This window comes from Paenibacillus solani, from assembly GCF_050475945.1.
In the GTDB taxonomy this organism is placed as follows: Bacteria; Bacillota; Bacilli; order Paenibacillales; family Paenibacillaceae; genus Paenibacillus_AQ; species Paenibacillus_AQ solani_A.
The window spans coordinates 595,999-619,708 of record NZ_JBCMXJ010000016.1 but is presented as its reverse complement, the minus strand read 5'-3'; the positions used below and the strand labels follow the sequence as shown (position 1 = coordinate 619,708).

Genomic DNA, 23,710 nt, shown 5'->3' with positions numbered 1-23,710 from the left:
ATATGGGATGAAGAGCTCCCATATATCACTTACAACTGTCTGAAATACGTGTACGTACATAGGGGAATAATACGCAAAAAGGGTATCCTGCGGTCATGATTAGACCAGCAGGGTACCCTTTTTATTAGCCATTAACTTAAGCCCGGTCCAGGATCGTCTGGAGCGTTGTGCGATCCAGACCTTTGACGAGCTTGATCAGGAGTTCTTTGGCTGCATCATAATCATCCGTGTGGATAATGGACGAAGAAGTATGGATGTAACGTGAGCAGATGCCAATGATGGTGGAAGGAACGCCAATACCGCTAAGATGAACTTGACCGGCATCCGTGCCGCCAGGGGAAACGAAGTATTGGTATTTAATCTTGTTCGTCTCAGCCGTATCCTGCACGTACTCTACCATGCCGCGGTGAGTAAGCATCGTCGGATCGAAAATTCGAAGCAACGCGCCCTGACCCAATTGACCGAATTGGCTCTTGTCACCCATCATATCATTCGCCGCGCTGGCATCTAGTCCGAAGAAAATATCCGGCTGAATTAGGTTAGCGGAAGTGCGTGCTCCCCGAAGGCCCAATTCTTCTTGCACGGTCGCCCCGGCGTATACCGTATTGGGAAGCTTCTCACCGTGGAGCGCCTGAACCAGCTCGATTGCAAGGCCTACACCATAACGATTGTCCCACGCTTTGGCCATGATTTTTTTGGGATTAGCCAGGGGAGTGAATTCACAAATCGGAACCACTTGCAATCCCGGACGAATACCAAATGATTCGGCTTCTGCCTTGTTGTCGGCCCCAATATCAATATACATCGATTTGATATCGACCGGTTTGCTTCGCTGCGCTTCATCCAGCAGATGTGTAGGAATGGAGCCGACAACACCTATAATCGGGCCATTGTCTGTGATGATTTGCAGGCGCTGAGCAAGCACCGCCTGACTCCACCAGCCTCCAAGCGGCTGAAAACGGACCATACCTGCCTCGGTAATGCCGGTTACCATGAATCCGACTTCATCCATGTGACCTGCCACCATGACTTTTGGACCTTCATCATTACCGCGGAGAACAGCGAACAGGCTACCCAGCCGATCCTGCACGAACTCATCTGTATATGGAGAGAGGGCATCCTTGACCCAAGAACGAAGTTCTCTTTCAAAACCTGGTGCAGCAGGGAATTCTGTTAGCGTACGAAAAAGTTCCAATGTTGATTCATTCATTGTGAAGTCGCTCCTTTTGAAAAGGTATGTAAGAGTTTTTTCATGTTCTAGTATGCCCCTATATATCTAAAAAGTCTACAAAGCCTGAGTGCTGTGCTGTTATAAACAATGAAACAAGCACCGGACTTTCCATAGCAGAATACGATGGTGGTAGAGCGGGTGAACCTGCAGCTCAAAGGAGGGGCAGAACAGAATATGAACCGCCCATGGATTAATAAATATGAGGCACACGCCGATCTAAGAATACTTCTGCTCATCATCGTCTTGTTTATCTTACTCGTCATTTTGCTGAAGTATATTTTCTTAGTCTAACCGCCCAAGCAATTATGACAGCGAATCTTAATTCAGCTTTCAGGATACTCCTGAAGGCTGATTTTCGCGTTAAGCATAAACCTTCTGGACAAGCTTTGGATTCCACGTGAGAAGGATGATTTTCCAATCATAAAGTCAGTTCGTACTAAGCATAATGATATCAGTGATATCCTCAGCAGGTCTTTTAGCGTTCAGAAAGGTCACATACTTATTCAAAGCGGAGGTGCATTAAAATGTCTGGCTCAAATCAAAAGCCTAAATCCGATATCACCACCATGAGTTCGGCGGAATATCAGGCGATTGCCAAGAAACACGAACCTCCCCGCGCCATATTCAAAAATTGTTTTCGCGCTTTTTTGGTGGGAGGACTTATTTGTTTGATCGGTCAATGCATACAGAAGTTTTTCATGTCTGTATTCCATATGAGCACCACCGAAGCGAGCAATCCGACGGTCGCCGTGCTGATTATACTCTCCGTTATTCTGACCAGTTTTGGCGTGTATGATAAAATCGCGCAATGGGCTGGAGCGGGCAGTGCCGTGCCGGTCACGGGATTTGCGAATTCCATGTGTTCCGCGGCGTTAGAGCATCGCGCAGAGGGTTTGGTCCTTGGTGTGGGGGCCAGTATGTTTAAACTGGCGGGCTCTGTCATTGTATTTGGTACCGTAGCTGCTTTTATCATAGGTATCATTTACGCTATCTTTGGCATCGAGGGGAGATAACATGAGATGAAGGTGATCGGCCAAACCTGGCAGTTCGAGAACAAACCCGTCATTATTGGCACAGGAACGATTGTAGGACCAGAGGAAGGCGAAGGGCCACTGGCCAATGATTTTGATTATGTGTACGACAATATAGAAATTAATGAGAAAACATGGGAGAAGGCAGAACGGAAACTGCTGGAGGATGCCTCAAAGAAAGCGGTCGAAAAGGCGGGCATTAAGGAAGACCAGCTCCAGTTTTTTGTGGGCGGAGACTTAATGAATCAGATTATAAGCAGTTCATTTGCCGCCAGACAGATGGGGGTCCCTTACATCGGTGTATTCGGTGCTTGCTCCACGTCTATGGAAAGTCTGGCGGTTGCTTCCATGCTCGTTGAAGCAGGTGGAGCCAAGTATGTCATGGCAGGTACCGCAAGCCATAACTGTACGGTGGAGAAGCAGTTTCGTTATCCGACAGAGTACGGATCTCAGAAGCCGCCTTACGCGCAGTATACGATAACGGGGGCTGGCTGTTCCGTCGTTTCAGACAAGGGTGATGGCCCTGCTGTCACTTATGCCACCATCGGCAAGGTCGTTGATCTGGGGATCAAAGACCCATTCAATATGGGAGCAGCGATGGCACCAGCAGCGGCCGATACGATCACGAAGCACTTCAAAGACACGGGACGGCAGGCAAAAGACTATGACTTGATCGTAACCGGTGACCTGGCGTCGGTCGGACTTCCCATAGCCAAAGATCTTCTGAAACAGAATGATGTCATCATGGACGGTACGGTATTCGCGGATTGCGGTTTGATGATTTATGACCTGGAAAAACAGAAATATGTCAATGCAGGAGGAAGCGGCTGCGGCTGCTCCGCAGTGGTTACTTACGGTCATATTTTGAATCGGATGCGGAAGGGCGAATTAAAAAAGGTTCTTATCGTAGCTACCGGAGCTTTATTGTCGCCGATATCATATCAACAGGGTGAGAGCATTCCTTGTATTGCACACGCTGTAGCTTTAGAAATGGGAGGATAATACGATGCAGTTTCTATGGGCGTTTATTATTGGCGGTTTGATATGCGTGATTGGGCAAATCCTAATGGACGTTGTTAAACTGACACCTGCGCATACCATGAGCACCTTAGTGGTTACCGGAGCCGTAGCCGATGGCCTAGGATTGTACGAGCCGCTAGTCAAATTCGCCGGAGCCGGAGCGTCTGTACCGATCACGAGCTTCGGTAATTCGCTTGTTCACGGTGCCTTGACGGAGCTGGGGAGGGACGGCTGGATCGGGGTCGTAACGGGGATATTTGAGGTCACCAGTGCCGGAATATCCTCGGCCATCATTTTTTCTTTTCTGGCAGCTTTATTTGTTCGACCGAAGGGATAACTTCTATAAATTAGGAAAAAGAAGGTCCTGGCATATGCCGGGATCTTTTTTATGTATAACAATCAAATTCTCTCTTCGAATGTACTCCCGGAGGTCGATCATGTACAATAGTACTAAATTAAGTATTTATTCCCCTATCAGGAGGTTAGTCATACATGCCCGTAAGTCAAGAATCAATGAAAATTATTACTTCGGTACGCAAAAATCTGGAATCGTGCCTGCTAGGAAAAGAATTTGAAATCCAATTGCTCCTTACAGCGCTCCTCGCTGGCGGACATGTACTGATTGAGGATGTACCCGGCACAGGAAAAACCCAGCTGATCAAGGCATTGGCTAAATCCATGCAGGGTGACTATCGCCGTATTCAATGTAACCCTGATATTCTCCCAAGTGATATTACGGGGGTTTCCGTATTCCATCCCAGGGATGAAATGTTCTATTTCCGTCCAGGTCCAGTTATGACCAACATATTGCTGGCGGATGAAATAAATAGAGCAACAACCAAAACGCAATCAGCTCTGCTAGAAGTCATGGAAGAGAGAAGCGTGACTGTGGATGGGACCACCCATGAGCTTCCGCATCCTTTCATGCTGTGTGCAACCCAGAATCCGATTGATTTTGAAGGTACCTATATGCTCCCTGAGGCCCAGCTGGACCGGTTTATGCTGAAACTAAGCTTGGGTTACCCTGATGCTGCTACAGAGAAGCAATTGATGTACCGCTCAAGCAACGGACAACTGGTGGACAAGCTTCAACCAGTGACACATATGGACAGGATATCGGCTATTCAGCTTGAAATTCGTGAAGTATTCATCGGTGAGCCCGTAGCCGATTACTTACTGAATATTATCCGGACAACGCGTGAGCATTCTGCTGTTATGCTTGGTGCTAGTCCACGGGCGACCTTATCCTTTATGAATGCTGTAAAAGCTTATGCTTTTCTGCAAGAGCGGGATTATGTACTGCCCGACGATGTAAAGATCCTTGCTCCTTATGTGCTATCACACCGGATCATGCTGCGTCCGGAAGCCAGACTCGATAATGCTAGCCCTTCGTCTGTGCTAGAGTTCATATTGCGTCAGGTCAAAGTGCCTGTACATATGGGGAGATAGGCATGCGCCGTGCTGTTTCGTTAATCATGAATGGCATGCAGCCGTCTAGACTGGCAGCGGTGCTGGCGGTATGGTGCCTATCACTATTGTATGTATTATTCCAGGGGGGCAAAACCTCGATTATGCTCTTCTCCATGATCAGCCTTCTCTCCATCTATTTGATCGGAGCCGGTTTTGGCGGAGTGAATCGTGTCATAGCTCAGAGAAGCGTACGGGGGGGAGCGGAACGCGGAGTGGAACAACTTCATGCTGGTGAGCAGGTTAGTGTGAAGCTGGAGGTTCATATTCCGGGATTTCTGCCTACACCCTATTTAATCGTCCGTGAAGTATTGCAAAGGCATAACGGTGACTCTTGGTCATTTGAAGAAAGCGTAATACCTAATCTCCGCGGGGCTGGCAAGCTTGTCTTTCAGACTCCTCCGTTAGAGCGGGGGCGGTATGTATTCTCCAAGACGGAATGCATAAGCGAGGATATCTTCGGACTTATGGAGCACAAGGGACGCATAGAAGTGCAGACTAATTTCCACGTACTGCCGCGAACGGTATATATCCCAAAATGGCAGCGAAATATTCGAAATTCCAGATTGGGAGGCACTCATACTACGATTTCTGCTTCAAGACGGGAAACAACGCAGATAAACGGGGTCCGCGATTATGTTTATGGCGATCGGATTTCCCGGATCCATTGGAACGCAACGGCAAAAACCGGCACGTGGAAATCGAAGGAGTTTGAGCATGAATCCTTTCCCAGAACCTTAATCGTTCTGGATTGCACTGCGGAAGGGTATGATCATGCCCAGCAGTTTGAACTTGCCGTATCAGCTGCCGCTTCGTTGATCGAATACGGTGCCAAAGAGCATGCGGGTACGGGCTTGTTCACGACCGCCAAGGAAACAAGAATGTTTCCTCCTGCTGATCACGCCGGAGAACGGATGCGGATGATTCAGCACCTGATTGATATTGATTACAACCGTAAGAGCAAACTGATTGCTTCTTTGGAGACATCGTACCGCCATTTTCCTAAGGGAGCTTTATTCTTGTTAATCAGCCCAATGAGCGGCAAGGCTGCTTCAGAGATCATGCGCTGGGTAGAGACCAGGGGAATGAACCCCTGCTTCCTTCAAATCACCAATCCCCGTAAACAGAATCAGCGGGATGAATCCATAGCGCTTCTTCAATCCCGTGGGATCTCAAGCTATTCCGTTTCTTCCCTTGAAGAGCTGCCTGCGGTGTTGGGAGGTGGGACATGATGAAGTTATGGCAGGACAAGTTATCCACTGTCTTCTTTGCCGCGCTAACGATGTTATGGATATGGATTATCGGAATGCAGTGGGTATCCTTTGCCAAAACGATCTGGCTGCCTGAAACAACGGCTATCGTTATTGCAGCATTGACCATCACGGCAGTGACCGAGGCACTGCTGCCAATAAGGCAAGGATACCGAATGCTTGTCCAGTTCATTCTGATCTTGTACTCTGTGTACAGCTTGCTGTCCAGTCATGGCAATGCGGTCCCATCTTTTGTAACGGGTGGTTTCCTTACTAAGGAGATTATGCTTCTGTTCCCGTATCTGTGGTTTGCCGTTATCGCTTGGGCTGTTATTCTGTTTGTTGCGCGCTGGACCAAAACGAAAAGCCGTGTACTCTTTGTAACTGCGCTTAACGTTATCGGTTTAGCCGTGCTGGATTCATTTACAAGAATCGTGCTATGGGATGAGGTTGCATGGGTTGCCGGCGTGGGATTATGCTGGCTCGTAACCAATCATTTTAACCGGTTTCGGAGACGTTTTCCCCAAGGCTGGGTTAGGCTATCCAAATCTCCCTTTAAGATTGTAGCTAATATTCTGGTCATTATTTCTTTAATTATCGTGGCAGGAGTGAACATGCCGTACGTTAAACCGACATTAGTTGATCCATATACAGCCTGGAGAGAATGGAATGGTGTACCACTATCTAGCAGTGGCATAACCGGGTCAGGCACTCTTTATGAGTCGTTAATGGAAAGCACGTCCGGATATGGAAGAGAAGACAACAATCTTGGCGGCGGCTTTAATTTTGACTATTCTCCTGTAATGTCGATTACCACAGACGAACGCAGTTACTGGCGTGGTGAGACGAGAACCGTGTATTCGGGTACTGGATGGACGGATAGCGCTGATAATCAGCGTTCCGGGTCTGGGGTAGACATTGGCAAGGAATTGACTGAAGAAATGAGTGTATCCGTGCCCACCAAAACCTTGGAGCAGTCAGTCATCATGCTGAATGATACGGTATATCCGGTATTGTTCGGAGCCTATACGGTTCGCCAGCTGGACAGCATGGATGATCGTATTGACTCGGATCGGCTTCGCTGGGTGGCGGATCGCGCCGAATTGCATTTGGATGAAATACGTAATTCAGATTATCCGCAAAGCTACACCGTAACATCGGAGGTGCCGGTAATCCCGATAGAGGAGCTGAGCAACAAAACCTTCAATGAACTATATTCAGGGTCCATTGATAAAGCTTATCTTCAGGTACCAAGGAATTTTCCAAACCGCGTTAAAAACCTGGCAGAGGAAATTACGGCAGAAGGAAATACGCCGTATGAGAAGGTTATGCTCTTGCAGAACTACTTAACAACCAATTATTCCTACACCAACACGCCTGATCTTACGCGCAAGAAGAGTGATGACTTTGTGGATGGTTTCCTGTTTGAGATTCAGGAAGGGTATTGCGATTATTTTTCTACTGCTATGGTGATGATGTCGCGGTCTCTGGATATCCCCGCACGCTGGGTCAAAGGCTACGCCCCGGGAAGGGCGGCGATTCCGGATTACCCCATGGCGGACGGCCAGACGATAATAGAGCCTGGGAGCTATACCGTTACGAATGCCGATGCTCATTCATGGGTTGAAGTATACTTTGGCGAATATGGTTGGGTTCCTATTGAAGCTACACCCGGCTTTAGCATGCCAATCCTGACAGCGGACTCAGATGCTGATCCTGTAATGAATGAAGAGGTTGAAGAAGAGAAGGAAGAAGATGTAACCACTCCGGCTTCCTCTGCCGATGATCAACAACCAGGCTGGGTTACACCCGTGGTTATGGCTGCTCTCGGGGTTATTGTGCTGTGGATTGTGTATATCTTATGGAGAATGCGCATCCGTTTACGTTTTGTCTCTGCAAGGATCCGCGCGGGCAAGCCGTTGACAGCAGCAGATAAGGTGATTGCCGAAACGGAACGTTGGATACGTGCCGCGCACCGCAGAGGTATGGTAAGGCAGGAACATGAAACTTTGCGAGAGTCGGTTCGTCGTTGGGCGACTTCACACCCTGAACTGGAGCCCCTGCTTAGAGCGCTGCTCCTGCAATTCGAAACTGCCAGATATAGTCCTGCCCAAGTAAAGGAGGAGCAGTGGCGTTCGGTCCAGCACGATGCAGAGCAATTGAAGAAGACGCTGAAAGGCGTGCGCATCGTGCCCCAAGAATATCTCTCATCTTAAATAGTTACGATGGCGCATGGGAAGGAATGTTCTTGTTATAATAATAGGGATAAGGCTTTTAGATGGATTACTTCCTGATATTTAGTCATGACAGACCGCCCAACCTGCTTTTGCAGCAGCCGGGTGGTCTTTTACTGACAAAGAATACGACTCGCTCGGGTCCAAGGAAAGGGTTCGTGATTATTTTTACTAAGGAACCGGAATATGGTATAGTTTTTCGTATGAAATTGAGGTGACGAACTTGTTTGAAATGTTAATTCCAAAGCTCCGTGTTAACACGGTTTTTGATATTAACCTTGAGGAACTATATAAACAGGGGTATCGGGGAATCATTACGGATTTGGACAATACTCTTGTAGGAGCCAAGGCACCACTGGCAACGCCAGAACTGGTCGATTGGTTCAAAAAAGTCAAGGAGATCGGCTTTCAGCTCATCATCGTCTCGAATAATCAGCTCGAACGTGTATCAAAATTTGCGACACCGCTGGATATCCAGTTTGTGCATGAAGCTCGTAAACCAAGCAATACTCCTTTTCGCAAAGCGATGAGCATGATGGAGCTTGCTCCAGAGAAGACGGTTGTGGTTGGTGATCAGATGCTGACCGATGTATATGGCGGAAATCGTCTCGGATTGTACACGGTTCTGGTTATGCCTATTGCCATTCAAGACGAGGGATGGTTTACACGTATGGTGAATCGCCGGGTGGAACGAATCGCCTTAACCCGTTTGCGTAAAAAAGGATTGTGGATGGAGGAGGAACCTAAATTATGACGTTGCCTACTGGCGGTGAAGACATCAAGAAGTGCAGCGGCTGCGGCATACCGCTTCAAAGTGCGGCGCAGGACAAGCCGGGATATTTACCGGAGAAGGCTTGGGATCGCGATCCGGTCATTTGCCAGCGCTGCTTCCGGATCAAGAATTATAATGAAGCATCTTCGGTTGCTGTAGACCAGGATGAATTTTTACGGCTGCTTGGGCAGATCGGCGGCAAGAACGCGCTGGTCATTCACATTGTGGATCTATTCGATTTTGAAGGAAGTCTCATATCCGGCTTGCAGCGGTTTGTCGGCAACAATCCGGTCATTCTGGCCGTGAATAAGACCGATCTTCTGCCGAAGGTAACCAATTGGAACAAGGTTCTGAATTGGGTGCAGAAACAATGTAAGGAGCATGGCCTGAAAACGGAAGATATTGTGCTATGCAGTGCAAAGAAAAACCAAGGCTTCGAGCGACTTCTTGAGACAGTTGCACACCATAGAGGCGATCGTGACGTCTACGTTGTCGGTGCCACGAACGTGGGTAAATCCAGCTTGATCAATCGCTTGATCCGCGATTACAGTGATCTGGATCAGGAGCTGACGGTTTCCCGTTATCCGGGAACAACGCTGGATATGGTCCATATTCCGCTGGATGATGGACGGCATATCATCGATACGCCGGGTATTGTTTATCCATGGCGTTACAGCGAGCTTGTCAGCCGCCAGGATTTGGGGGCGATTATGCCTGAGAACCCGCTGAAGCCGATGGTATACCAGTTGAATGAAGGACAGACACTGTTCTTTGGAGGGTTTGGCCGGTTTGATTTTGTGCAAGGAGAGCATCAATCCTTTACTTGTTTTATCAGCGGTAGACTAGGCATCCATCGCACCAAGCTGGAACGTGCGGATTCGCTGTTTGCCGAGCATGCAGGGGAACTGTTATCCCCTCCGACCAAGGAACAGCTTGATGAATTGCCGGAATGGACAAGACATGAAATCCGAATTTCAAAGGGTACACGACAGGATGTGTTTATTTCAGGACTTGGCTGGATCAAGATCAACGGTGAGCTGGGAGCTCTCGTAGCAGTCCATGTGCCCAAAGGAATCAAGGTGCTGGCGCGTCCTTCCTTGATATAAGCAAAATAAGAATGCTGGATAACACTAAAAGGGACTAAACCTTGGGTAAACACCCGTCTATTCATGGGAGAGGCAGGAGAGAATGAAAGTGAATCCATTAATCGAGCATGATTATCTGCTCCTGGGTGTGATGGGGGATCCGATCGGACACTCGAAATCACCGGCCATGCACCAGGCAGCATTAACTGCGATGGGATTATCCGGTGCCTATGTGCCGCTGCATATTCGTCCGGAAGGATTAAGTGATGCCATTCAGGCAATCAAAGTGCTGGGATTCCGGGGTGTGAACATCACGATCCCGCACAAGGTGGAAGTTATGAAGTATCTGGATGTCATTGATGAAGGAGCGCAGCGCATCGGTGCTGTGAACACGATCGTCAATGATAACGGTAAATTGACAGGATACAATACAGATGGTATCGGGTATGTCCGTTCCTTAAAGGAGGAAGCTTGTTCCGATCTTAAGGGAAAACATATTGTCGTACTCGGTGCGGGCGGCGCAGCCAGGGGAATCATACACGCCCTTACGGGGGAAGCTCCTGGATCGATATCCATTGTGAACCGGACATCGGCCAAGGCTGTGGCGCTGGCCGCAGAATGGTGCTCGCTTGGTGATCTGAGGGGATACGGAGAGGATGAAGCCGACAAAGCGTTGCTCGAAGCGGATATCATCATTAATACAACTTCAGTGGGTATGTTTCCTCACATTTCCGAACTACCAGTATCGCCGAAGTTTATCCCTGAGGGGATTGTTGTCAGCGACCTGATCTATAATCCACTGAAGACCGAGCTGCTGCGGCAAGCCGAGCTTCGGCAATGCACGGTGCATGGCGGACTGGGAATGTTCGTTAATCAGGGCGCGTATGCATTCGAGTATTGGACAGGACAAGCTGCACCAGTACAAGCCATGAAGGAAGCGGTGTTAAGAAGCTTCCAGCCAGAGTCGTAATATCTTTGTTTATTGATTAATGCTTAGGCAAAAGCTACAATATAGCTTTCAACACGAAGCACACTATAATAATTGAATATTTAAGGAGTAATGACCAAGCATGTTAACAGGAAAGCAAAAACGACATTTACGTTCGCTTGCGCATCATCTGGATCCGCTGTTTCAGGTAGGCAAGGGAGGCAGCAATGAACATCTGATCCGGCATATTTCCGAGGCGATCGAGAAGCGGGAGCTACTGAAAGTGTCCGTGCTCAACAATTGCCTCGAAGATCCTCGTGAAATCGCTCAGGAGCTTGCCGAAGGGGCAGATGCCGAACTTGTGCAAGTGATTGGAAAGACGATCGTACTTTATAAAGAATCGAAAGATCACAAAACAATCGAACTGCCATAACTAGAGCACGCGCTCTTTGGATGCAGTGGATTTGCAAGGAACTCAAACTCTCTTACTTTAGGGGGAGGTGACCCGCATGAAGGTAGGGATCATGGGCGGAACTTTCGATCCCATTCATATTGGACATATGCTTGCTGCGGAATCAGCGCGGGATGCTTATCGTTTGGACGAGGTATGGTTTATGCCAAGCCATATCCCTCCGCATAAAGAGGATGCTGGCGTGACCGGTTTGATGAGGCTGGAAATGACGGCTGAAGCGATCACCGGCCATCCGTCTTTTCGTTCGCTCGACTGGGAAGTGAAGCGCGGAGGGGTATCCTATACGGTGGACACGGTGAGGGATCTTCGGAATATGTATCCTGAGCATGATTTTTCATTCATCATCGGAGCGGATATGGTAGCATATCTTCCCAAGTGGGACCGTATTGAAGAGCTGGCGGGAATGATCACCTTTATTGGGGTCAACCGTGCGGGTACTAAGCTTTCGGTGGAGGCGCTGCCAGACTTTCTGCAAACCGCAGTGGTTACGGCGGAAATGCCGATGATCGAAATATCGTCTACCATGATTAGGAACAGGGCAGCTGCCGGGTCTTCCATCCGTTACATGGTACCGGATCGTGTATATGATTATATTGTTAGGAGCGGTATTTATGGCATACAACCGTGATGAACTCATAGCAGCCGTATCCTCCCAGATGCCGGCCAAGCGCTGGGAGCACACCCAAGGTGTAATGGAAACCGCGGTGATTCTGGCTGACAGGTACGGAGCAGACCCGGTTAAGGCTGAGCTAGCTGCCATTTTGCATGATGTGGCGAAATACTGGCCTATACAAAAGCTTCATCAAATGATGGTGGAGAACGAGCTCTCCGAAGAGCTGCTGCACTACGACAAGCAGCTTTGGCATGCCGAGGTAGGCGCCTTCGTCGCGGAGCACGAGTATGGCGTAACGGATGTCGAGGTGCTTGACGCCATCCGTTACCATACATCGGGGCGCGTAGGAATGACGCTGCTCGATAAGGTGGTATGCCTTGCGGATTACATGGAACCGGGACGGGATTTCCCCGGCGTGAATAATATCCGCGAACTGGCCAACCATAGCCTTGAAGGGGCCCTTGCAGCCGGTTTTGATTCGACGATTGGCTTTCTGCTTTCACGCAGACAAATTATTTTTCCGTTGACGGTACTAGCCCGCAACGATCTAATTAAGCAATTGGAGGCGAATTCATGACGTTGAAACCGAATGAATTGTTACAGGTAGCCGTGGCTGCCGCTGAAGATAAAAAAGCGATGGATGTTGTTGTCCTTGATCTTAGAGGCATTTCATTGATTGCAGACTATTTTGTCATTTGTCATGGTAACTCAGATACCCAGGTTCAAGCGATAGCTACCGAAATCCGAAAACAGGCTCATGATGCGGGCGTAGCCCTGCGCGGTCTGGAAGGCATGGACGCTGCACGTTGGGTGTTGATGGATCTTGGAGACGTGATCGTTCATATTTTCCATCGCGATGAGCGCGAATACTACAACATTGAGCGTCTATGGTCGGATGCTAAAGTGGTGGAGAACGTATGAGCCTGATCGCCGGCACATTGACGAAGCTCGTGGTCTCCAGAGAGGTGTCTCCATACGGATATTTTCTGGATGGTGGAGATCGGGATGTGCTTCTTCACTATTCTGAGCTTACGGAAAAAGTTGAGCCGGGGGATACGGTGGAGGTCTTTATCTTCTTTGACACGGAAGACCGCCTGGCCGCAACGATGAAGAAACCTTATCTTACGCTGGGTGAAACCGCAAAGCTTGAGGTGGCGGACGTTCATCCGCGTCTCGGATGTTTTCTGGAGATGGGTCTTGGGCGGCAGCTGCTGCTTCCCATCCGGGAATTGCCGGAAATGCGTGAGCTGCATCCGCAAGTGGGTGATCACGTATTTGTTCTTATGGAACATGATAAGCAAGGAAGGCTTCGTGCAAAGCTTGCAGGAGAGCAAGAGCTTGCTCCACTGGCATTCCATGCCCCTGAATCGTGGAAAGGCCAGTGGTTTACCGCTTTGGTGTATAAACCGCTTCAGATGGGTACATTCGTCATCATTGATGGCGGTGTGATCGGTTTCGGCGCTATTGGCATGATCCATTCTTCTGAACGTACACGCATGCTGCGTCTTGGCGAAGAGGTGAAGGTTCGGGTCAGTCATATCCGTGAAGACGGCAGAGTGAACCTGTCCATGGTTCCGCAAAAAGAAATCGGCCGCACGGATGATGCGGATCGGCTGCTTGCTTTTCTTAAGGAGCGTCCGGGTCATGCGATGCCGTATTCGGATGAAACACCGCCTGATATCATCAAGCAGCGTTTTGGGATCAGTAAATCTGCTTTTAAACGGGCTCTTGGCAAGCTGATGAAGGACGGACTCGTTACGCAGAAGGAAAGCTGGACCTACATGGTCAAACAAGAGGAAAATTCCGGTTCTAATGAATAACCGAGGCTTTGGTAGGTAAAAGCTTCTAGGAAAGTGGTGTCATCATGTTGTCTTACCGCAAGTTTGCTTACGTATATGATCAACTCATGGAAGACATGCCGTATCCGGATTGGATCCGCTTTGCAAGAACGGCTTGGGATCAGCACGGAATGCCAAAGAGCGTCGTAGAGCTGGGATGCGGTACAGGCAGTATCACGATTCCGCTTGTTAATTCTGGATTTGAAGTGACGGGAATTGATTTATCGTCGGATATGCTTTCCGTTGCAAGACGCAAGCTGGAAGGCACAGCCCAAGGCCACCGATTGTTCCGGGAGGGCAGTATTCGCTGGGTACAGCAGGACATGCGATCCTGGGAGCTGCCCGAGCAGGTCGATTCCGTCATTTCATTTTGCGATTGTTTGAACTACCTGCTGGAAGAGAAGGACATTCGATCCGCTTTCGCAAGGACTTATAGCGGTCTTAAGGAAGGCGGTACATTCTTGTTTGACGTGCATCACCCTAATACGCTGCGTCGGTATGACGAAGAGCAGCCATTTGTACTAGATGAACGTGAAGTGTCCTACATATGGACATGCGATCTCGATGAACGTCGTTGTGAAATTGAACATCATCTATCCATTTTTGCAAGAGATAACGAGGATTCTTCAGTCTATCGCCGTTTTGAAGAAACGCATGTGCAGCGGGGGTATGATCCGGACTGGATGAAGGTTGAACTGGTTAAAGCCGGATTTCGGGATGTGAAATGTTACGCTGATTTTGAGTGGATTGAGGCGGGCGAGGATGCTGCCCGGCTATTCTATGTTGCAATAAAATAAGTGAGTATTTTATGTGAAGGCACTCTCTTTCGTCTGTTTTGGGCGAAAAGGAGTGCCTTTTTTAGATATCAGGGAGTATACACTGCGGAGCAGTTGTATCCAAAGATACTTTTTTTCCATTTTATTTGACTGTCGTTAAGGTTCATTCGAAGAGGTATGGGTTTGCTTAATGGGCTGTGCTACGATGTTGGAGAAATAGAATTGACAGATTTGTTACCGCTTTCTTTCAGAGTGATTCTAGCATCCCATAGGTTTGGGATAACTGAAAACGAGTACAACGAGAGTTAAATGAATGAGGCGAAAATAGGTTGAGAGAGGATGGAACATTGATGAAACTGTCTGTATTCACAGTGGCTACTCCTGATTTAGCACCGGAGGAATTGGCAAAAGCTGCAGCAGATGCTGGTATTGAGAGTATTGAATGGCGCTTCAAGGAGGTTCCGGCAGATGCCGCTGATGAGAAGCCGTCCTTTTGGAGGCACAATCGCTGCTCGATGGATCCTGGTGGCACCCAGGAGGATTGGCTCCGGTTTCGGGAAGCAGCCGACCAATATGACAGGCGCAGTCTTGCAGTCGTCCCTTATCTGACATGTGGTGATGTGGAAGCGACGGAGAAGGTCATGCAAGCAGCCAAGCTGATTGGTGCCTCCTTTATTCGCGCAGGTATCCCGGGATATAACCGGAAACGCAATTATTATGAGCTGTATGACCAGGCGGTTCAGTATTTACACGAAGTGGAGGAGCTCGCAGCAGCTTATGGGGTTAAGGCATTGGTGGAAACGCATCATCTAACGATCGCGCCGAGTGCCGGGTTGGCGCACCGTCTCGTATCCCATTTCAATCCACAGCATATCGGCGTGCTGTATGATCCGGGCAATATGGTTTATGAAGGTTATGAAAACTACCGAATGGGTCTTGAGCTTCTTGGGCCGTATCTTGCGCATGTTCATGTTAAAAATGGGGGCTACCGTAAATCGCCATCTGTGGATGGTACCTCAGCTGAATGGTCTGCTGAATGGACTCCGCTTTCGCAAGGAGCCGTGCCTTGGAGACAAGTGGTACAGGACCTGAAGTCCGTTGGTTACGATGGTTACTACGGTATTGAAGATTTTAGCGGTACTTTTGAATCTAGGGAGATGCTAATGCGTTTTGCCGAGCAAATGAATATGTGGTCAGATCATGAACAGAGCTTGTAAGAAGCTGTTGAAGGAGGGATTAGATATGGATCAGGTAAGAGTAGGGGTTATAGGGTTAGGGATGGGTTTTTCACATGCCAGATCGCTGGCTGCGGGACAGATTGCAGGAGCACGACTAAGCGCGGTATGTGATTTGAATCCCGTTAAGTTGGAGGAGGCGAAGGCCACGCTGCCTTCAGATGTAAAGCTCTGGAGTGATGCCGATGCTATGATCTCGTCGGGCGAGATCGATGCAATAATTATTGCCACTCCGCATTATGCTCATCCGGATATGGCGATAAAGTGCCTGAGTCACGGGCTTCATGTCCTGATCGAGAAACCGGCAGGCGTGTACACGAAGCAAGTGCGGGAAATGAATCGCGTGGCAAAAGATAGCGGCAAAGTGTTCTCGATCATGTACAATCAGCGCTGCAATCCGTTGTACAAAAAGCTGAAAGAGCTCATTGCAGACGGAGAGCTTGGGGAAATCAGGCGGATGAATTGGATAATCACGAATTGGTATCGGTCTCAAAGCTATTACGATTCAGGCGGATGGCGTGCCACCTGGGCAGGTGAAGGCGGGGGAGTACTGATCAACCAGTCTCCGCATCAGTTGGACCTGTGGCAATGGACGATCGGCATGATGCCGAAGAGAATGCGGGCATTTTGCTCTTTTGGCAAGTATCGGAACATTGAAGTGGAGGATGACGTTACTGCGTACGCAGAATACGAGAACGGGGCCACAGCCGTGTTCATTACGACAACGGGTGAAGCGCCGGGAACGAACCGATATGAAGTGACGGGGGATCGCGGAAAAATCGTCATCGAAGACGGGAAGCTTACCTTCTGGCGTCTCCGTGTTAATGAGTCCGAGTTCAATCGCCAGTATACCGGCGGCTTCGGTGAACCGGAATGCTGGAAATGCGAAGTGCCGATCTCGAGTGATAACCCACAGCATAATGGAATTATCCAAAATTTTGCGGATGCTATCTTACATGGAACACCATTGATTGCACCGGGAGAAGAGGGAATCCATGGATTAATGTTATCGAACGCCATGCATCTGTCCACCTGGACTGACAATTGGGTTGATCTACCCCTGGACGAAGACCTGTATTACGAGATGCTGCAAGAACGGATAGCAAATTCGTCCATCCGGAAAACGGTTAAGGAGGTCGGCCCGGTGGATATGAGCAAGACGTTTGGCTCTTATTAAATCATAATCAGGAGGCTCTTGGTATGGATCGCAGTAATGGAATGCTCTATGCGCCCGTGGGCAAGGCCCAGCCGGTGTGTAAGCCCAGAGAGTTTATATTTGCAGCCATGTCGCTGGAGCACGGCCATATCTACGGCATGTGTAACGGCTTGATTGAAGCCGGAGCGAAGCTGAAGTGGGTGTATGACCAAGACCCCGTTAAGCTGGCAGCTTTTTGCAAGGCATACCCTGGAGTGGCCGTGGCTTCCTCCGAGGCCCAGGTGCTGGAAGATGCTGAAGTTCATCTGGTTGCTGCAGCAGCCATACCTTCGGAAAGATGCGAGCTTGGCCTAAAGGTTATGTCGCACGGCAAGGATTATTTCACGGATAAGACGCCGTTCACTACGCTGGAGCAGGTGAACGCTGCACGTGCGAAAGTTGCAGAGACAGGCAGGAAGTATATGGTTTACTATAGTGAACGCCTGCATGTGGAGAGTGCAGTCCATGCAGGAACGCTGATTCGGGACGGGGCTATCGGGCGAGTGGTGCAAGTGATGGGAACAGGGCCGCATCGTTTAAACGCCGCCTCTCGTCCGGATTGGTTTTTCCGTCGCCATCAGTACGGAGGGATTCTGTGTGATATTGGTTCTCATCAGATTGAACAGTTTTTGTATTTTGCGGACTGCCGTGATGCCAGGGTGATCAGCAGCAAGGTTGGCAATTATGCGAACCCGGCTTTCCCCGAGCTGGAGGATTTCGGAGATGCGACGCTTGTGGGAGACAATGGAGCGACGAATTATTTTCGTGTTGACTGGCTTACACCGGAAGGATTAGGTACCTGGGGTGATGGCAGAACCTTTATACTTGGGACGGAAGGATACATCGAGCTTCGCAAATATATTGATATCGCAAGGCATCCTCAAGGCGATCATCTGTATTTGGTTAATCGCGATGGCGAGTTTCATATGGAGCTTCAAGGCAAGGTAGGCTATCCATTTTTCGGGCAGCTTGTTCTGGATTGTCTGGAACGAACAGAAAATGCCATGTCCCAAGAGCATGCCTTCAAGGCCGGAGAATTATGTGTGATTGCCCAGAATGAAGCCATACGCATTCATCAAAATCACTTATAATAGAGAAAACCCCGTTAAGATTGAGGGGCAAGCAGGAGATGATTACTCCAAAATCGCTAAAGGGGCAATTCTCTATGACCTCATCTTCCAATAAAATATCAAGATTTGACCGTATGCAGCTTAATAAGCCTTTTGATCTGACTTATCACAGCGAGCAGCCAATATTGAGCGGGCAGTTTCATTCACATCCTTTTTATGAGATTTTTTATTTCCATGAAGGACGCTGTACTTATTTGATCGGCGATTCTATATTTGCTCTGAAGCCGGGAGATCTGCTCCTGATGAATGGACTCGTGCTCCACTGCCCGAATGTAGAGCCTGGCTCCAGATATGTCAGAAGTATTCTGCATTTTGATCCATCCTGGATCTGCAAGGGATTATCAGATACAGCCAAATCGATCATGCTGGATCCCTTCGAAACACTGCGGAATCATCGTATAAATCTGGTGGGGACGGACCGGGACGAGTTCGAAGGCATACTAGCAGATATTAACCGTCTATCTGTGTCCACAGCCGGCTTTCGTCAAGAGCGAATGACCTTGCGCATCCAGGAGATGCTGTATATGATAGCCGACTGGTGTCGGGCAGCTGTTCAGGATCAAGATTCGATCTCAGAGAAGGAACGACATGTCCAACATGTGGTGTCATTCATTGAGGGGAATTACATGAACGACCTGACGCTAGAAAGAATCGCCCGCGATATGCATATCACAAAACATTATTTATCTACTTTATTTAAGGAAGTTACCGGAACAACGGTGTTTACATATTTGTATCATCGGCGGATTAACCAGGCAAAGATCATGCTCAGGCTAAATCCTCAATTGAGTATAACGGATATCAGCCAAGCGTCAGGGTTTAAGCATCTAGCTCATTTTAGCAGGCTGTTCAAAGCCACGGTAGGGATGACACCCGAATATTATCGAAAGAGCGGGGATGAGCTTCCGTTGACTTGATCGTGCTTTTTGGTTATAATAGCGACATTAAAACCGAAATTAAACGCGATGATGAGGATCAATCATTCCATTTTCGATCATGCAGAGAGCCGGTGTCTGGTGAAAACCGGTTGACGATAGGAAGAAGCTCGCCTCGGAGCAATGGTGTTAACCCGGCCGTCGGAGGTTTGTATTTCCGGCAGATTCGGCCGATGAAGCATCGTCGTTTCATCCGCGATAAGGATGCAAAGGGAGTGAAAGGCAAGGCATGCCTTTGGCTAACTAGGGTGGTACCACGGGAATCAAACCTCTCGTCCCTAGCGATCAGCGCTATGGATGACGAGGTTTTTTTGTTTTTTTGGGCATAGGCATAGGCCTTTGTCTCTCGACTGCGAAGGAGGAGCAATGAAGTATGACGGACAATCAACCAATCGGCCACGGCTATCAGCCGCAGGCCATCGAACCAAAGTGGCAGAAATACTGGGATGATAACAAAACCTTCAAAACGGAAGATTCATCATCCAAACCGAAATTTTATGCACTGGATATGTTTCCCTATCCATCAGGTGCAGGCTTGCATGTAGGACATCCGGAAGGTTACACGGCAACGGATATCGTATCCCGCTACAAGCGGATGCGTGGCTACAATGTGCTGCACCCTATGGGATGGGACGCTTTCGGTTTGCCTGCAGAGCAGTATGCGATGGACACGGGCAAACATCCACGTGAGTTTACCGTACAAAATATTAATACGTTCCGCCGCCAGATCAAATCTCTCGGCTTCTCCTATGATTGGGATCGTGAGATCAGTACGACGGATCCGGAATATTATAAATGGACCCAATGGATCTTTATTCAGCTCTATAACCGCGGTCTTGCCTATGTGGCTGAAGTTCCAGTGAACTGGTGCGAAGCGCTTGGTACCGTGCTCGCGAATGAAGAGGTCATTGACGGCAAGAGCGAACGCGGAGGACATCCGGTCGTTCGTAAGCCGATGCGCCAATGGATCCTGCGTATAACCGAATATGCGGAGCGACTGCTTGAGGATCTGGAGGATCTGGACTGGAGCGAGAGCCTGAAGGATATGCAGCGCAACTGGATTGGTAAATCCACAGGTGCTGAAGTCCGTTTTGAAATCGAGGGTTATGATGGTCATCTGGAGGTATTTACAACTCGTCCCGATACGTTGTTTGGCGCTAGCTACTGTGTTCTGGCACCGGAACATGACCTCGTAGACAAGATTACATCGGCAGATCAGCGTGATGCGGTTAAGGCTTACCAGGACCAAGCGGCTCGGAAAAGCGATTTGGAGCGTACGGATCTGGCCAAAGATAAAACGGGCGTATTTACAGGTGCGTATGCCATCAATCCGGCAAGTGGTGCTAAAGTGCCGATCTGGATCGCCGATTATGTACTCGCCGGTTACGGAACCGGGGCCATTATGGCGGTTCCAGGGCATGATAGTCGTGACTGGGAATTTGCGAAACAATTCGGTCTTCCGATTATTGAAGTCGTTCAGGGAGGAAATGTTGAAGAAGAAGCATACACCGGCAGCGGTGTGCATGTGAACTCCGGCTTCTTGAACGGATTGGATAATGAAGAGGCTATCCAGAAAATGAACGAATGGCTGGAGAAAGAGGGAAAGGGCCAGAAGAAGATCACTTACCGACTCCGCGATTGGCTGTTCAGCCGTCAACGCTACTGGGGCGAGCCGATCCCGATTCTGCATTTGGAAGACGGTACAATGAAGACTGTGCCTGAGGATCAGCTTCCTCTGCTGCTTCCGGATGTGGAACAGATCAGACCATCAGGTACTGGCGAGTCACCACTGGCTAATGTTACGGATTGGGTGGAAACGGTAGATCCTGAAACGGGAATGAAAGCCCGCAGAGAAACCAATACCATGCCGCAATGGGCTGGCAGCTGCTGGTACTACTTGAGATACATTGATCCTCAGAACAATGATGAGCTGTGCTCCAAAGAGAAACAGAAGGAATGGCTGCCAGTTGACTTGTACATCGGTGGTGTGGAGCATGCGGTGCTTCACTTACTGTATGCTCGCTTCTGGCACAAGGTTCTGTATGATCTTGGTGTCGTTGATACGAAAGAGCCTTTCCAAAAGCTGGTCAATCAGGGTATGATTCTGGGTAACAATAATGAGAAAATGAGTAAATCCCGCGGCAACGTCATTAATCCGGACGATATCGTGAACGAGTATGGCGCTGACACACTGCGCGTATACGAGATGTTCATGGGGCCGTTGGAAGCAACGAAGCCATGGAACACCAATGGCGTTGAAGGAACGCATCGTTTCCTCTCCCGCGTATGGCGTCTGTTCATCGGCGACAATGGTCAATTGAACCCTAAAATCGTGGACGGGGAGGGTACGGATGAATTCAAACGTACGCTTCACAAAACGATTAAAAAAGTGACCCATGACTTTGATCATATGCACTTTAACACAGCAATCAGCCAGCTGATGGTATTCATCAACGAGGGATACAAGACAGATGAGCTTCCACGCAAGGCGATGGAGAACTTCGTCCAGCTCCTGTCCCCGCTCGCACCTCATCTGGCTGAAGAGCTGTGGAGTCGCTTAGGCTATACAGAGAGTGTAACCTACGTGCCATGGCCTGAGTTTGACGAAGCTTGGACCGTAGAGGCAGAAGTAGAAATCGTTGTTCAAGTTAATGGCAAAATTGTAGAACGTGCCAAGATTGCAAAAGACATGGATCAAGAAGCCATGCAACAACATAGCCTCTCCCTTCCGAATGTCAAGCAGGCGCTGGAAGGAAAGAGTATTCGCAAAGTTATTGCCGTACCGGGAAAACTGGTCAATATCGTGGCCGGTTAATCGTAAAACCGAAGGCAGCATCCAGTTTTGCCAGATCCTCCTCATACTTGTCGTGTGTGGTTTTGATCAATTGGTAGAACAATCCGCTCAGGTTGGAATCAAGAAGTGCCAAAGCCTGGGCTGTGATGCCTCCGGGAACCGCCACCCGATGTTGCAGCTGTTCGGGGGAGAAGCCCTCCTCCGTTAACAGTTTGCCGGTGCCAAGCAGCATTTCACCGGCTAACGCATTAAGGGTCCGGCGGTCGATTCCGGTCATCTCAACGGCAGCATCAATCCATTTTTCCATGAATAAACTTAAAAAAGCAGGCCCGCAGCTGGAGAAATCGGAAGTGATTCGCGTGTGCGATTCCAGTATCTCGACGGGCCTGCTGATGTAAGACAGGAGGCTTTCTATAAGCTGCCTGTCTTCTTCTTTTATTCGGGAACCATACATGCATAATGATGCTCCGCCACCGGTAAGGTTCGTGATGCTCGGGATGATTTTGGCGACTTTACAATTCAAAGTTGATTCCAAATGAATCAATTGAACGGGACTCGTGATGGATATTACAATTTGCCCTTCTTCAAGCTGGTCTTTAATTTCATTAATGACCGATCTAAACTCAAGCGGTTTGATACATAAGAATAGTACATTACTCGAAGAAGCTGTCTCCTCGTTACAGCTGCATACTGTCAAACCGGCATGGCGTTTTGCCAGTTGGTGTGCTTTCTCAGGGCTTCGGTTGCTGATCTGAATTTGCTCAGGCAGGAGTGCGCCCGAATGTATGAAGGCATCGATCAACAGACTACCCATACTGCCCGTACCGATAAAACCGACCTTCATGTGTAAGTTCCCTCCTTTCGCGCTTTACGGCAGAAATGTACCGTCCTTACGTTTAATGTATGCAGGAAAGTGGCCGGTTCATGACGGCTTTTCGACTCAATTTTGACGCAGGATAACTCAATATTATGGGATAGGCTTTGGGACAATGTGAACTTTGATAATAAGGAGTGATCATAATGAAACGGATACCTCTAGGCTGGAGTCTAGCCGCAACCATTGCAGGATGCGGATTCATACTATTTGCCGGTGGTAGCGATAAGGGGCTGGAGGGCTGGCAGGCGTTGAACGACCAGCTGGCGGAAGTGCTTGTAATAGAGGAGAAAGTAAATGCCAAAGTTTCGGGGCCAGATCCGAAAGAGAAGGATTCGGGACAGACTGCAGCCGTGGTCAATACGAATGTCGTGAAAGATTCAGAGGTGCTTGTGAACGGCCCGGCATCAAGTCAAGATCCTGGTACTGCAGGGTTGGGCAGCAGTGATCCCGCGCCACCGGTTACATCGATCGACCCGCCTGCCTCGTCCACCACTTTTTCAGATGCAGTAGACGGTAGTATGCAGTCCCAGCAGCCCCTGCCCGCTAATGAATCATCTGTGCAGACAACCCCACCGGCAGATCAAAATGGACTAATCAATGTCAACACGGCGGATGTAGCTGCATTGATGGAGTTGCCTGGCATTGGAGAAGCAAAAGCGAAGGCTATCATAAATTACCGGAATCAGTTTGGCCCTTTTCGCAGCAAAGCGGATTTAATGAATGTAAAAGGCATCGGTCCTAAAATTCTGGAGAAGATGAAGCCTTACGTTGGACTTTAGCTATGTGCTACAATAAAGGAGATATTGATAAGAAACAGGTGACAGATG

Annotated in this window: 23 protein-coding genes and 1 other annotated feature; of the genes, 21 read left to right on the top strand and 2 right to left on the bottom strand. The window is 48.9% G+C overall.

Annotated elements, in window-relative coordinates; all coding sequences use genetic code 11:
* Positions 1-136: 136 nt before the first annotated feature.
* The gene (locus ABEQ74_RS21540; protein ID WP_430124172.1) at positions 137-1,210 is read right to left on the bottom strand and encodes a M42 family metallopeptidase; all 1,074 of its coding nucleotides are present in this window, start codon (positions 1,208-1,210) and stop codon (positions 137-139) included.
* Between the two features lie 545 nt (positions 1,211-1,755).
* On the opposite strand from ABEQ74_RS21540, the gene spoVAC reads away from it, so the two are divergent.
* From spoVAC to leuS, 20 genes are all read left to right on the top strand, one after another.
* Positions 1,756-2,244 carry a stage V sporulation protein AC gene (gene spoVAC / locus ABEQ74_RS21535; RefSeq protein ID WP_054401376.1) on the top strand — a complete coding sequence of 163 codons (489 nt, stop codon included), beginning with the start codon at positions 1,756-1,758 and terminating at the stop codon, positions 2,242-2,244.
* Positions 2,245-2,250: 6 nt separating this feature from the next.
* On the top strand, positions 2,251-3,264 hold the full coding sequence (gene spoVAD, locus ABEQ74_RS21530) for a stage V sporulation protein AD (RefSeq protein ID WP_430124171.1): 1,014 nt from the start codon (positions 2,251-2,253) through the stop codon (positions 3,262-3,264).
* A 4-nt stretch (positions 3,265-3,268) separates the two neighbouring features.
* Complete coding sequence (gene spoVAE, locus ABEQ74_RS21525; RefSeq protein WP_430124170.1) at positions 3,269-3,619, top strand: stage V sporulation protein AE; 351 nt, start codon at positions 3,269-3,271, stop codon at positions 3,617-3,619.
* A 155-nt stretch (positions 3,620-3,774) separates the two neighbouring features.
* Positions 3,775-4,731, top strand: coding sequence for an AAA family ATPase (locus tag ABEQ74_RS21520; RefSeq protein WP_053489199.1), 957 nt, complete (start codon positions 3,775-3,777; stop codon positions 4,729-4,731).
* Between the two features lie 2 nt (positions 4,732-4,733).
* On the top strand, positions 4,734-5,981 hold the full coding sequence (locus tag ABEQ74_RS21515; RefSeq protein WP_430124169.1) for a DUF58 domain-containing protein: 1,248 nt from the start codon (positions 4,734-4,736) through the stop codon (positions 5,979-5,981).
* Positions 5,978-8,215, top strand: coding sequence for a transglutaminase TgpA family protein (locus tag ABEQ74_RS21510; protein WP_430124168.1), 2,238 nt, complete (start codon positions 5,978-5,980; stop codon positions 8,213-8,215). Before ABEQ74_RS21515 ends, ABEQ74_RS21510 begins: the two co-directional genes overlap by 4 nt.
* A 241-nt stretch (positions 8,216-8,456) precedes the next feature.
* The gene (locus ABEQ74_RS21505) at positions 8,457-8,987 is read left to right on the top strand and encodes a YqeG family HAD IIIA-type phosphatase (protein ID WP_430124167.1); all 531 of its coding nucleotides are present in this window, start codon (positions 8,457-8,459) and stop codon (positions 8,985-8,987) included.
* The gene (gene yqeH, locus ABEQ74_RS21500) at positions 8,984-10,111 is read left to right on the top strand and encodes a ribosome biogenesis GTPase YqeH (RefSeq protein WP_430124165.1); all 1,128 of its coding nucleotides are present in this window, start codon (positions 8,984-8,986) and stop codon (positions 10,109-10,111) included. The genes ABEQ74_RS21505 and yqeH overlap by 4 nt, the downstream gene beginning before the upstream one ends.
* An 82-nt stretch (positions 10,112-10,193) precedes the next feature.
* The gene (gene aroE, locus ABEQ74_RS21495; RefSeq protein ID WP_430124164.1) at positions 10,194-11,060 is read left to right on the top strand and encodes a shikimate dehydrogenase; all 867 of its coding nucleotides are present in this window, start codon (positions 10,194-10,196) and stop codon (positions 11,058-11,060) included.
* Positions 11,061-11,160: 100 nt separating this feature from the next.
* A complete protein-coding gene (yhbY, locus tag ABEQ74_RS21490; protein ID WP_054401384.1) occupies positions 11,161-11,451 on the top strand; it encodes a ribosome assembly RNA-binding protein YhbY in 291 nt (96 codons plus the stop codon).
* A gap of 76 nt (positions 11,452-11,527) precedes the next feature.
* Positions 11,528-12,118, top strand: coding sequence for a nicotinate-nucleotide adenylyltransferase (locus tag ABEQ74_RS21485; RefSeq protein WP_430124163.1), 591 nt, complete (start codon positions 11,528-11,530; stop codon positions 12,116-12,118).
* Positions 12,102-12,680 carry a bis(5'-nucleosyl)-tetraphosphatase (symmetrical) YqeK gene (gene yqeK, locus ABEQ74_RS21480; protein ID WP_430124162.1) on the top strand — a complete coding sequence of 193 codons (579 nt, stop codon included), beginning with the start codon at positions 12,102-12,104 and terminating at the stop codon, positions 12,678-12,680. The genes ABEQ74_RS21485 and yqeK overlap by 17 nt, the downstream gene beginning before the upstream one ends.
* Positions 12,677-13,024 (top strand): ribosome silencing factor, encoded by a 348-nt coding sequence (rsfS, locus tag ABEQ74_RS21475; RefSeq protein WP_430124161.1) that lies wholly within the window; start codon positions 12,677-12,679, stop codon positions 13,022-13,024. Before yqeK ends, rsfS begins: the two co-directional genes overlap by 4 nt.
* Complete coding sequence (locus tag ABEQ74_RS21470; RefSeq protein ID WP_430124160.1) at positions 13,021-13,923, top strand: CvfB family protein; 903 nt, start codon at positions 13,021-13,023, stop codon at positions 13,921-13,923. The genes rsfS and ABEQ74_RS21470 overlap by 4 nt, the downstream gene beginning before the upstream one ends.
* A 44-nt stretch (positions 13,924-13,967) precedes the next feature.
* A complete protein-coding gene (locus tag ABEQ74_RS21465; RefSeq protein ID WP_430124159.1) occupies positions 13,968-14,738 on the top strand; it encodes a class I SAM-dependent DNA methyltransferase in 771 nt (256 codons plus the stop codon).
* Between the two features lie 329 nt (positions 14,739-15,067).
* On the top strand, positions 15,068-15,934 hold the full coding sequence (locus ABEQ74_RS21460; protein ID WP_430124158.1) for a sugar phosphate isomerase/epimerase family protein: 867 nt from the start codon (positions 15,068-15,070) through the stop codon (positions 15,932-15,934).
* Between the two features lie 25 nt (positions 15,935-15,959).
* Entirely contained in the window at positions 15,960-17,129 is a 1,170-nt protein-coding gene (locus tag ABEQ74_RS21455; RefSeq protein ID WP_430124157.1) for a Gfo/Idh/MocA family protein, read from the top strand.
* A gap of 23 nt (positions 17,130-17,152) precedes the next feature.
* Entirely contained in the window at positions 17,153-18,238 is a 1,086-nt protein-coding gene (locus ABEQ74_RS21450; protein WP_430124156.1) for a Gfo/Idh/MocA family protein, read from the top strand.
* A gap of 74 nt (positions 18,239-18,312) precedes the next feature.
* Positions 18,313-19,194 carry an AraC family transcriptional regulator gene (locus tag ABEQ74_RS21445; RefSeq protein WP_430124155.1) on the top strand — a complete coding sequence of 294 codons (882 nt, stop codon included), beginning with the start codon at positions 18,313-18,315 and terminating at the stop codon, positions 19,192-19,194.
* Positions 19,195-19,233: 39 nt separating this feature from the next.
* Positions 19,234-19,495 (top strand) — a binding site (T-box leader).
* Between the two features lie 90 nt (positions 19,496-19,585).
* Positions 19,586-22,027 carry a leucine--tRNA ligase gene (leuS, locus tag ABEQ74_RS21440; protein WP_430124153.1) on the top strand — a complete coding sequence of 814 codons (2,442 nt, stop codon included), beginning with the start codon at positions 19,586-19,588 and terminating at the stop codon, positions 22,025-22,027.
* Here the strand turns inward: leuS and comER are convergent.
* Complete coding sequence (gene comER, locus ABEQ74_RS21435; RefSeq protein WP_430124152.1) at positions 22,008-22,850, bottom strand: late competence protein ComER; 843 nt, start codon at positions 22,848-22,850, stop codon at positions 22,008-22,010. The genes leuS and comER overlap by 20 nt on opposite strands.
* Positions 22,851-23,026: 176 nt before the next feature.
* Here comER and ABEQ74_RS21430 point away from each other — a divergent pair, with 176 nt between their 5' ends.
* The gene (locus tag ABEQ74_RS21430) at positions 23,027-23,662 is read left to right on the top strand and encodes a helix-hairpin-helix domain-containing protein (RefSeq protein WP_430124151.1); all 636 of its coding nucleotides are present in this window, start codon (positions 23,027-23,029) and stop codon (positions 23,660-23,662) included.
* Positions 23,663-23,710: the final 48 nt, after the last annotated feature.

Excerpts from the sequence above, each read along its gene's own strand:
- ABEQ74_RS21540 (WP_430124172.1), bottom strand. The coding sequence starts at position 1,210 with ATGAATGAATCAACATTGGAACTTTTTCGTACGCTAACAGAATTCCCT.
- spoVAC (WP_054401376.1), top strand. The coding sequence starts at position 1,756 with ATGTCTGGCTCAAATCAAAAGCCTAAATCCGATATCACCACCATGAGT.
- spoVAD (WP_430124171.1), top strand. The coding sequence starts at position 2,251 with ATGAAGGTGATCGGCCAAACCTGGCAGTTCGAGAACAAACCCGTCATT.
- spoVAE (WP_430124170.1), top strand. The coding sequence starts at position 3,269 with ATGCAGTTTCTATGGGCGTTTATTATTGGCGGTTTGATATGCGTGATT.
- ABEQ74_RS21520 (WP_053489199.1), top strand. The coding sequence starts at position 3,775 with ATGCCCGTAAGTCAAGAATCAATGAAAATTATTACTTCGGTACGCAAA.
- ABEQ74_RS21515 (WP_430124169.1), top strand. The coding sequence starts at position 4,734 with ATGCGCCGTGCTGTTTCGTTAATCATGAATGGCATGCAGCCGTCTAGA.
- ABEQ74_RS21510 (WP_430124168.1), top strand. The coding sequence starts at position 5,978 with ATGATGAAGTTATGGCAGGACAAGTTATCCACTGTCTTCTTTGCCGCG.
- yqeH (WP_430124165.1), top strand. The coding sequence starts at position 8,984 with ATGACGTTGCCTACTGGCGGTGAAGACATCAAGAAGTGCAGCGGCTGC.
- aroE (WP_430124164.1), top strand. The coding sequence starts at position 10,194 with ATGAAAGTGAATCCATTAATCGAGCATGATTATCTGCTCCTGGGTGTG.
- yhbY (WP_054401384.1), top strand. The coding sequence starts at position 11,161 with ATGTTAACAGGAAAGCAAAAACGACATTTACGTTCGCTTGCGCATCAT.
- ABEQ74_RS21485 (WP_430124163.1), top strand. The coding sequence starts at position 11,528 with ATGAAGGTAGGGATCATGGGCGGAACTTTCGATCCCATTCATATTGGA.
- yqeK (WP_430124162.1), top strand. The coding sequence starts at position 12,102 with ATGGCATACAACCGTGATGAACTCATAGCAGCCGTATCCTCCCAGATG.
- rsfS (WP_430124161.1), top strand. The coding sequence starts at position 12,677 with ATGACGTTGAAACCGAATGAATTGTTACAGGTAGCCGTGGCTGCCGCT.
- ABEQ74_RS21470 (WP_430124160.1), top strand. The coding sequence starts at position 13,021 with ATGAGCCTGATCGCCGGCACATTGACGAAGCTCGTGGTCTCCAGAGAG.
- ABEQ74_RS21465 (WP_430124159.1), top strand. The coding sequence starts at position 13,968 with ATGTTGTCTTACCGCAAGTTTGCTTACGTATATGATCAACTCATGGAA.
- ABEQ74_RS21460 (WP_430124158.1), top strand. The coding sequence starts at position 15,068 with ATGAAACTGTCTGTATTCACAGTGGCTACTCCTGATTTAGCACCGGAG.
- ABEQ74_RS21455 (WP_430124157.1), top strand. The coding sequence starts at position 15,960 with ATGGATCAGGTAAGAGTAGGGGTTATAGGGTTAGGGATGGGTTTTTCA.
- ABEQ74_RS21450 (WP_430124156.1), top strand. The coding sequence starts at position 17,153 with ATGGATCGCAGTAATGGAATGCTCTATGCGCCCGTGGGCAAGGCCCAG.
- ABEQ74_RS21445 (WP_430124155.1), top strand. The coding sequence starts at position 18,313 with ATGACCTCATCTTCCAATAAAATATCAAGATTTGACCGTATGCAGCTT.
- leuS (WP_430124153.1), top strand. The coding sequence starts at position 19,586 with ATGACGGACAATCAACCAATCGGCCACGGCTATCAGCCGCAGGCCATC.
- comER (WP_430124152.1), bottom strand. The coding sequence starts at position 22,850 with ATGAAGGTCGGTTTTATCGGTACGGGCAGTATGGGTAGTCTGTTGATC.
- ABEQ74_RS21430 (WP_430124151.1), top strand. The coding sequence starts at position 23,027 with ATGAAACGGATACCTCTAGGCTGGAGTCTAGCCGCAACCATTGCAGGA.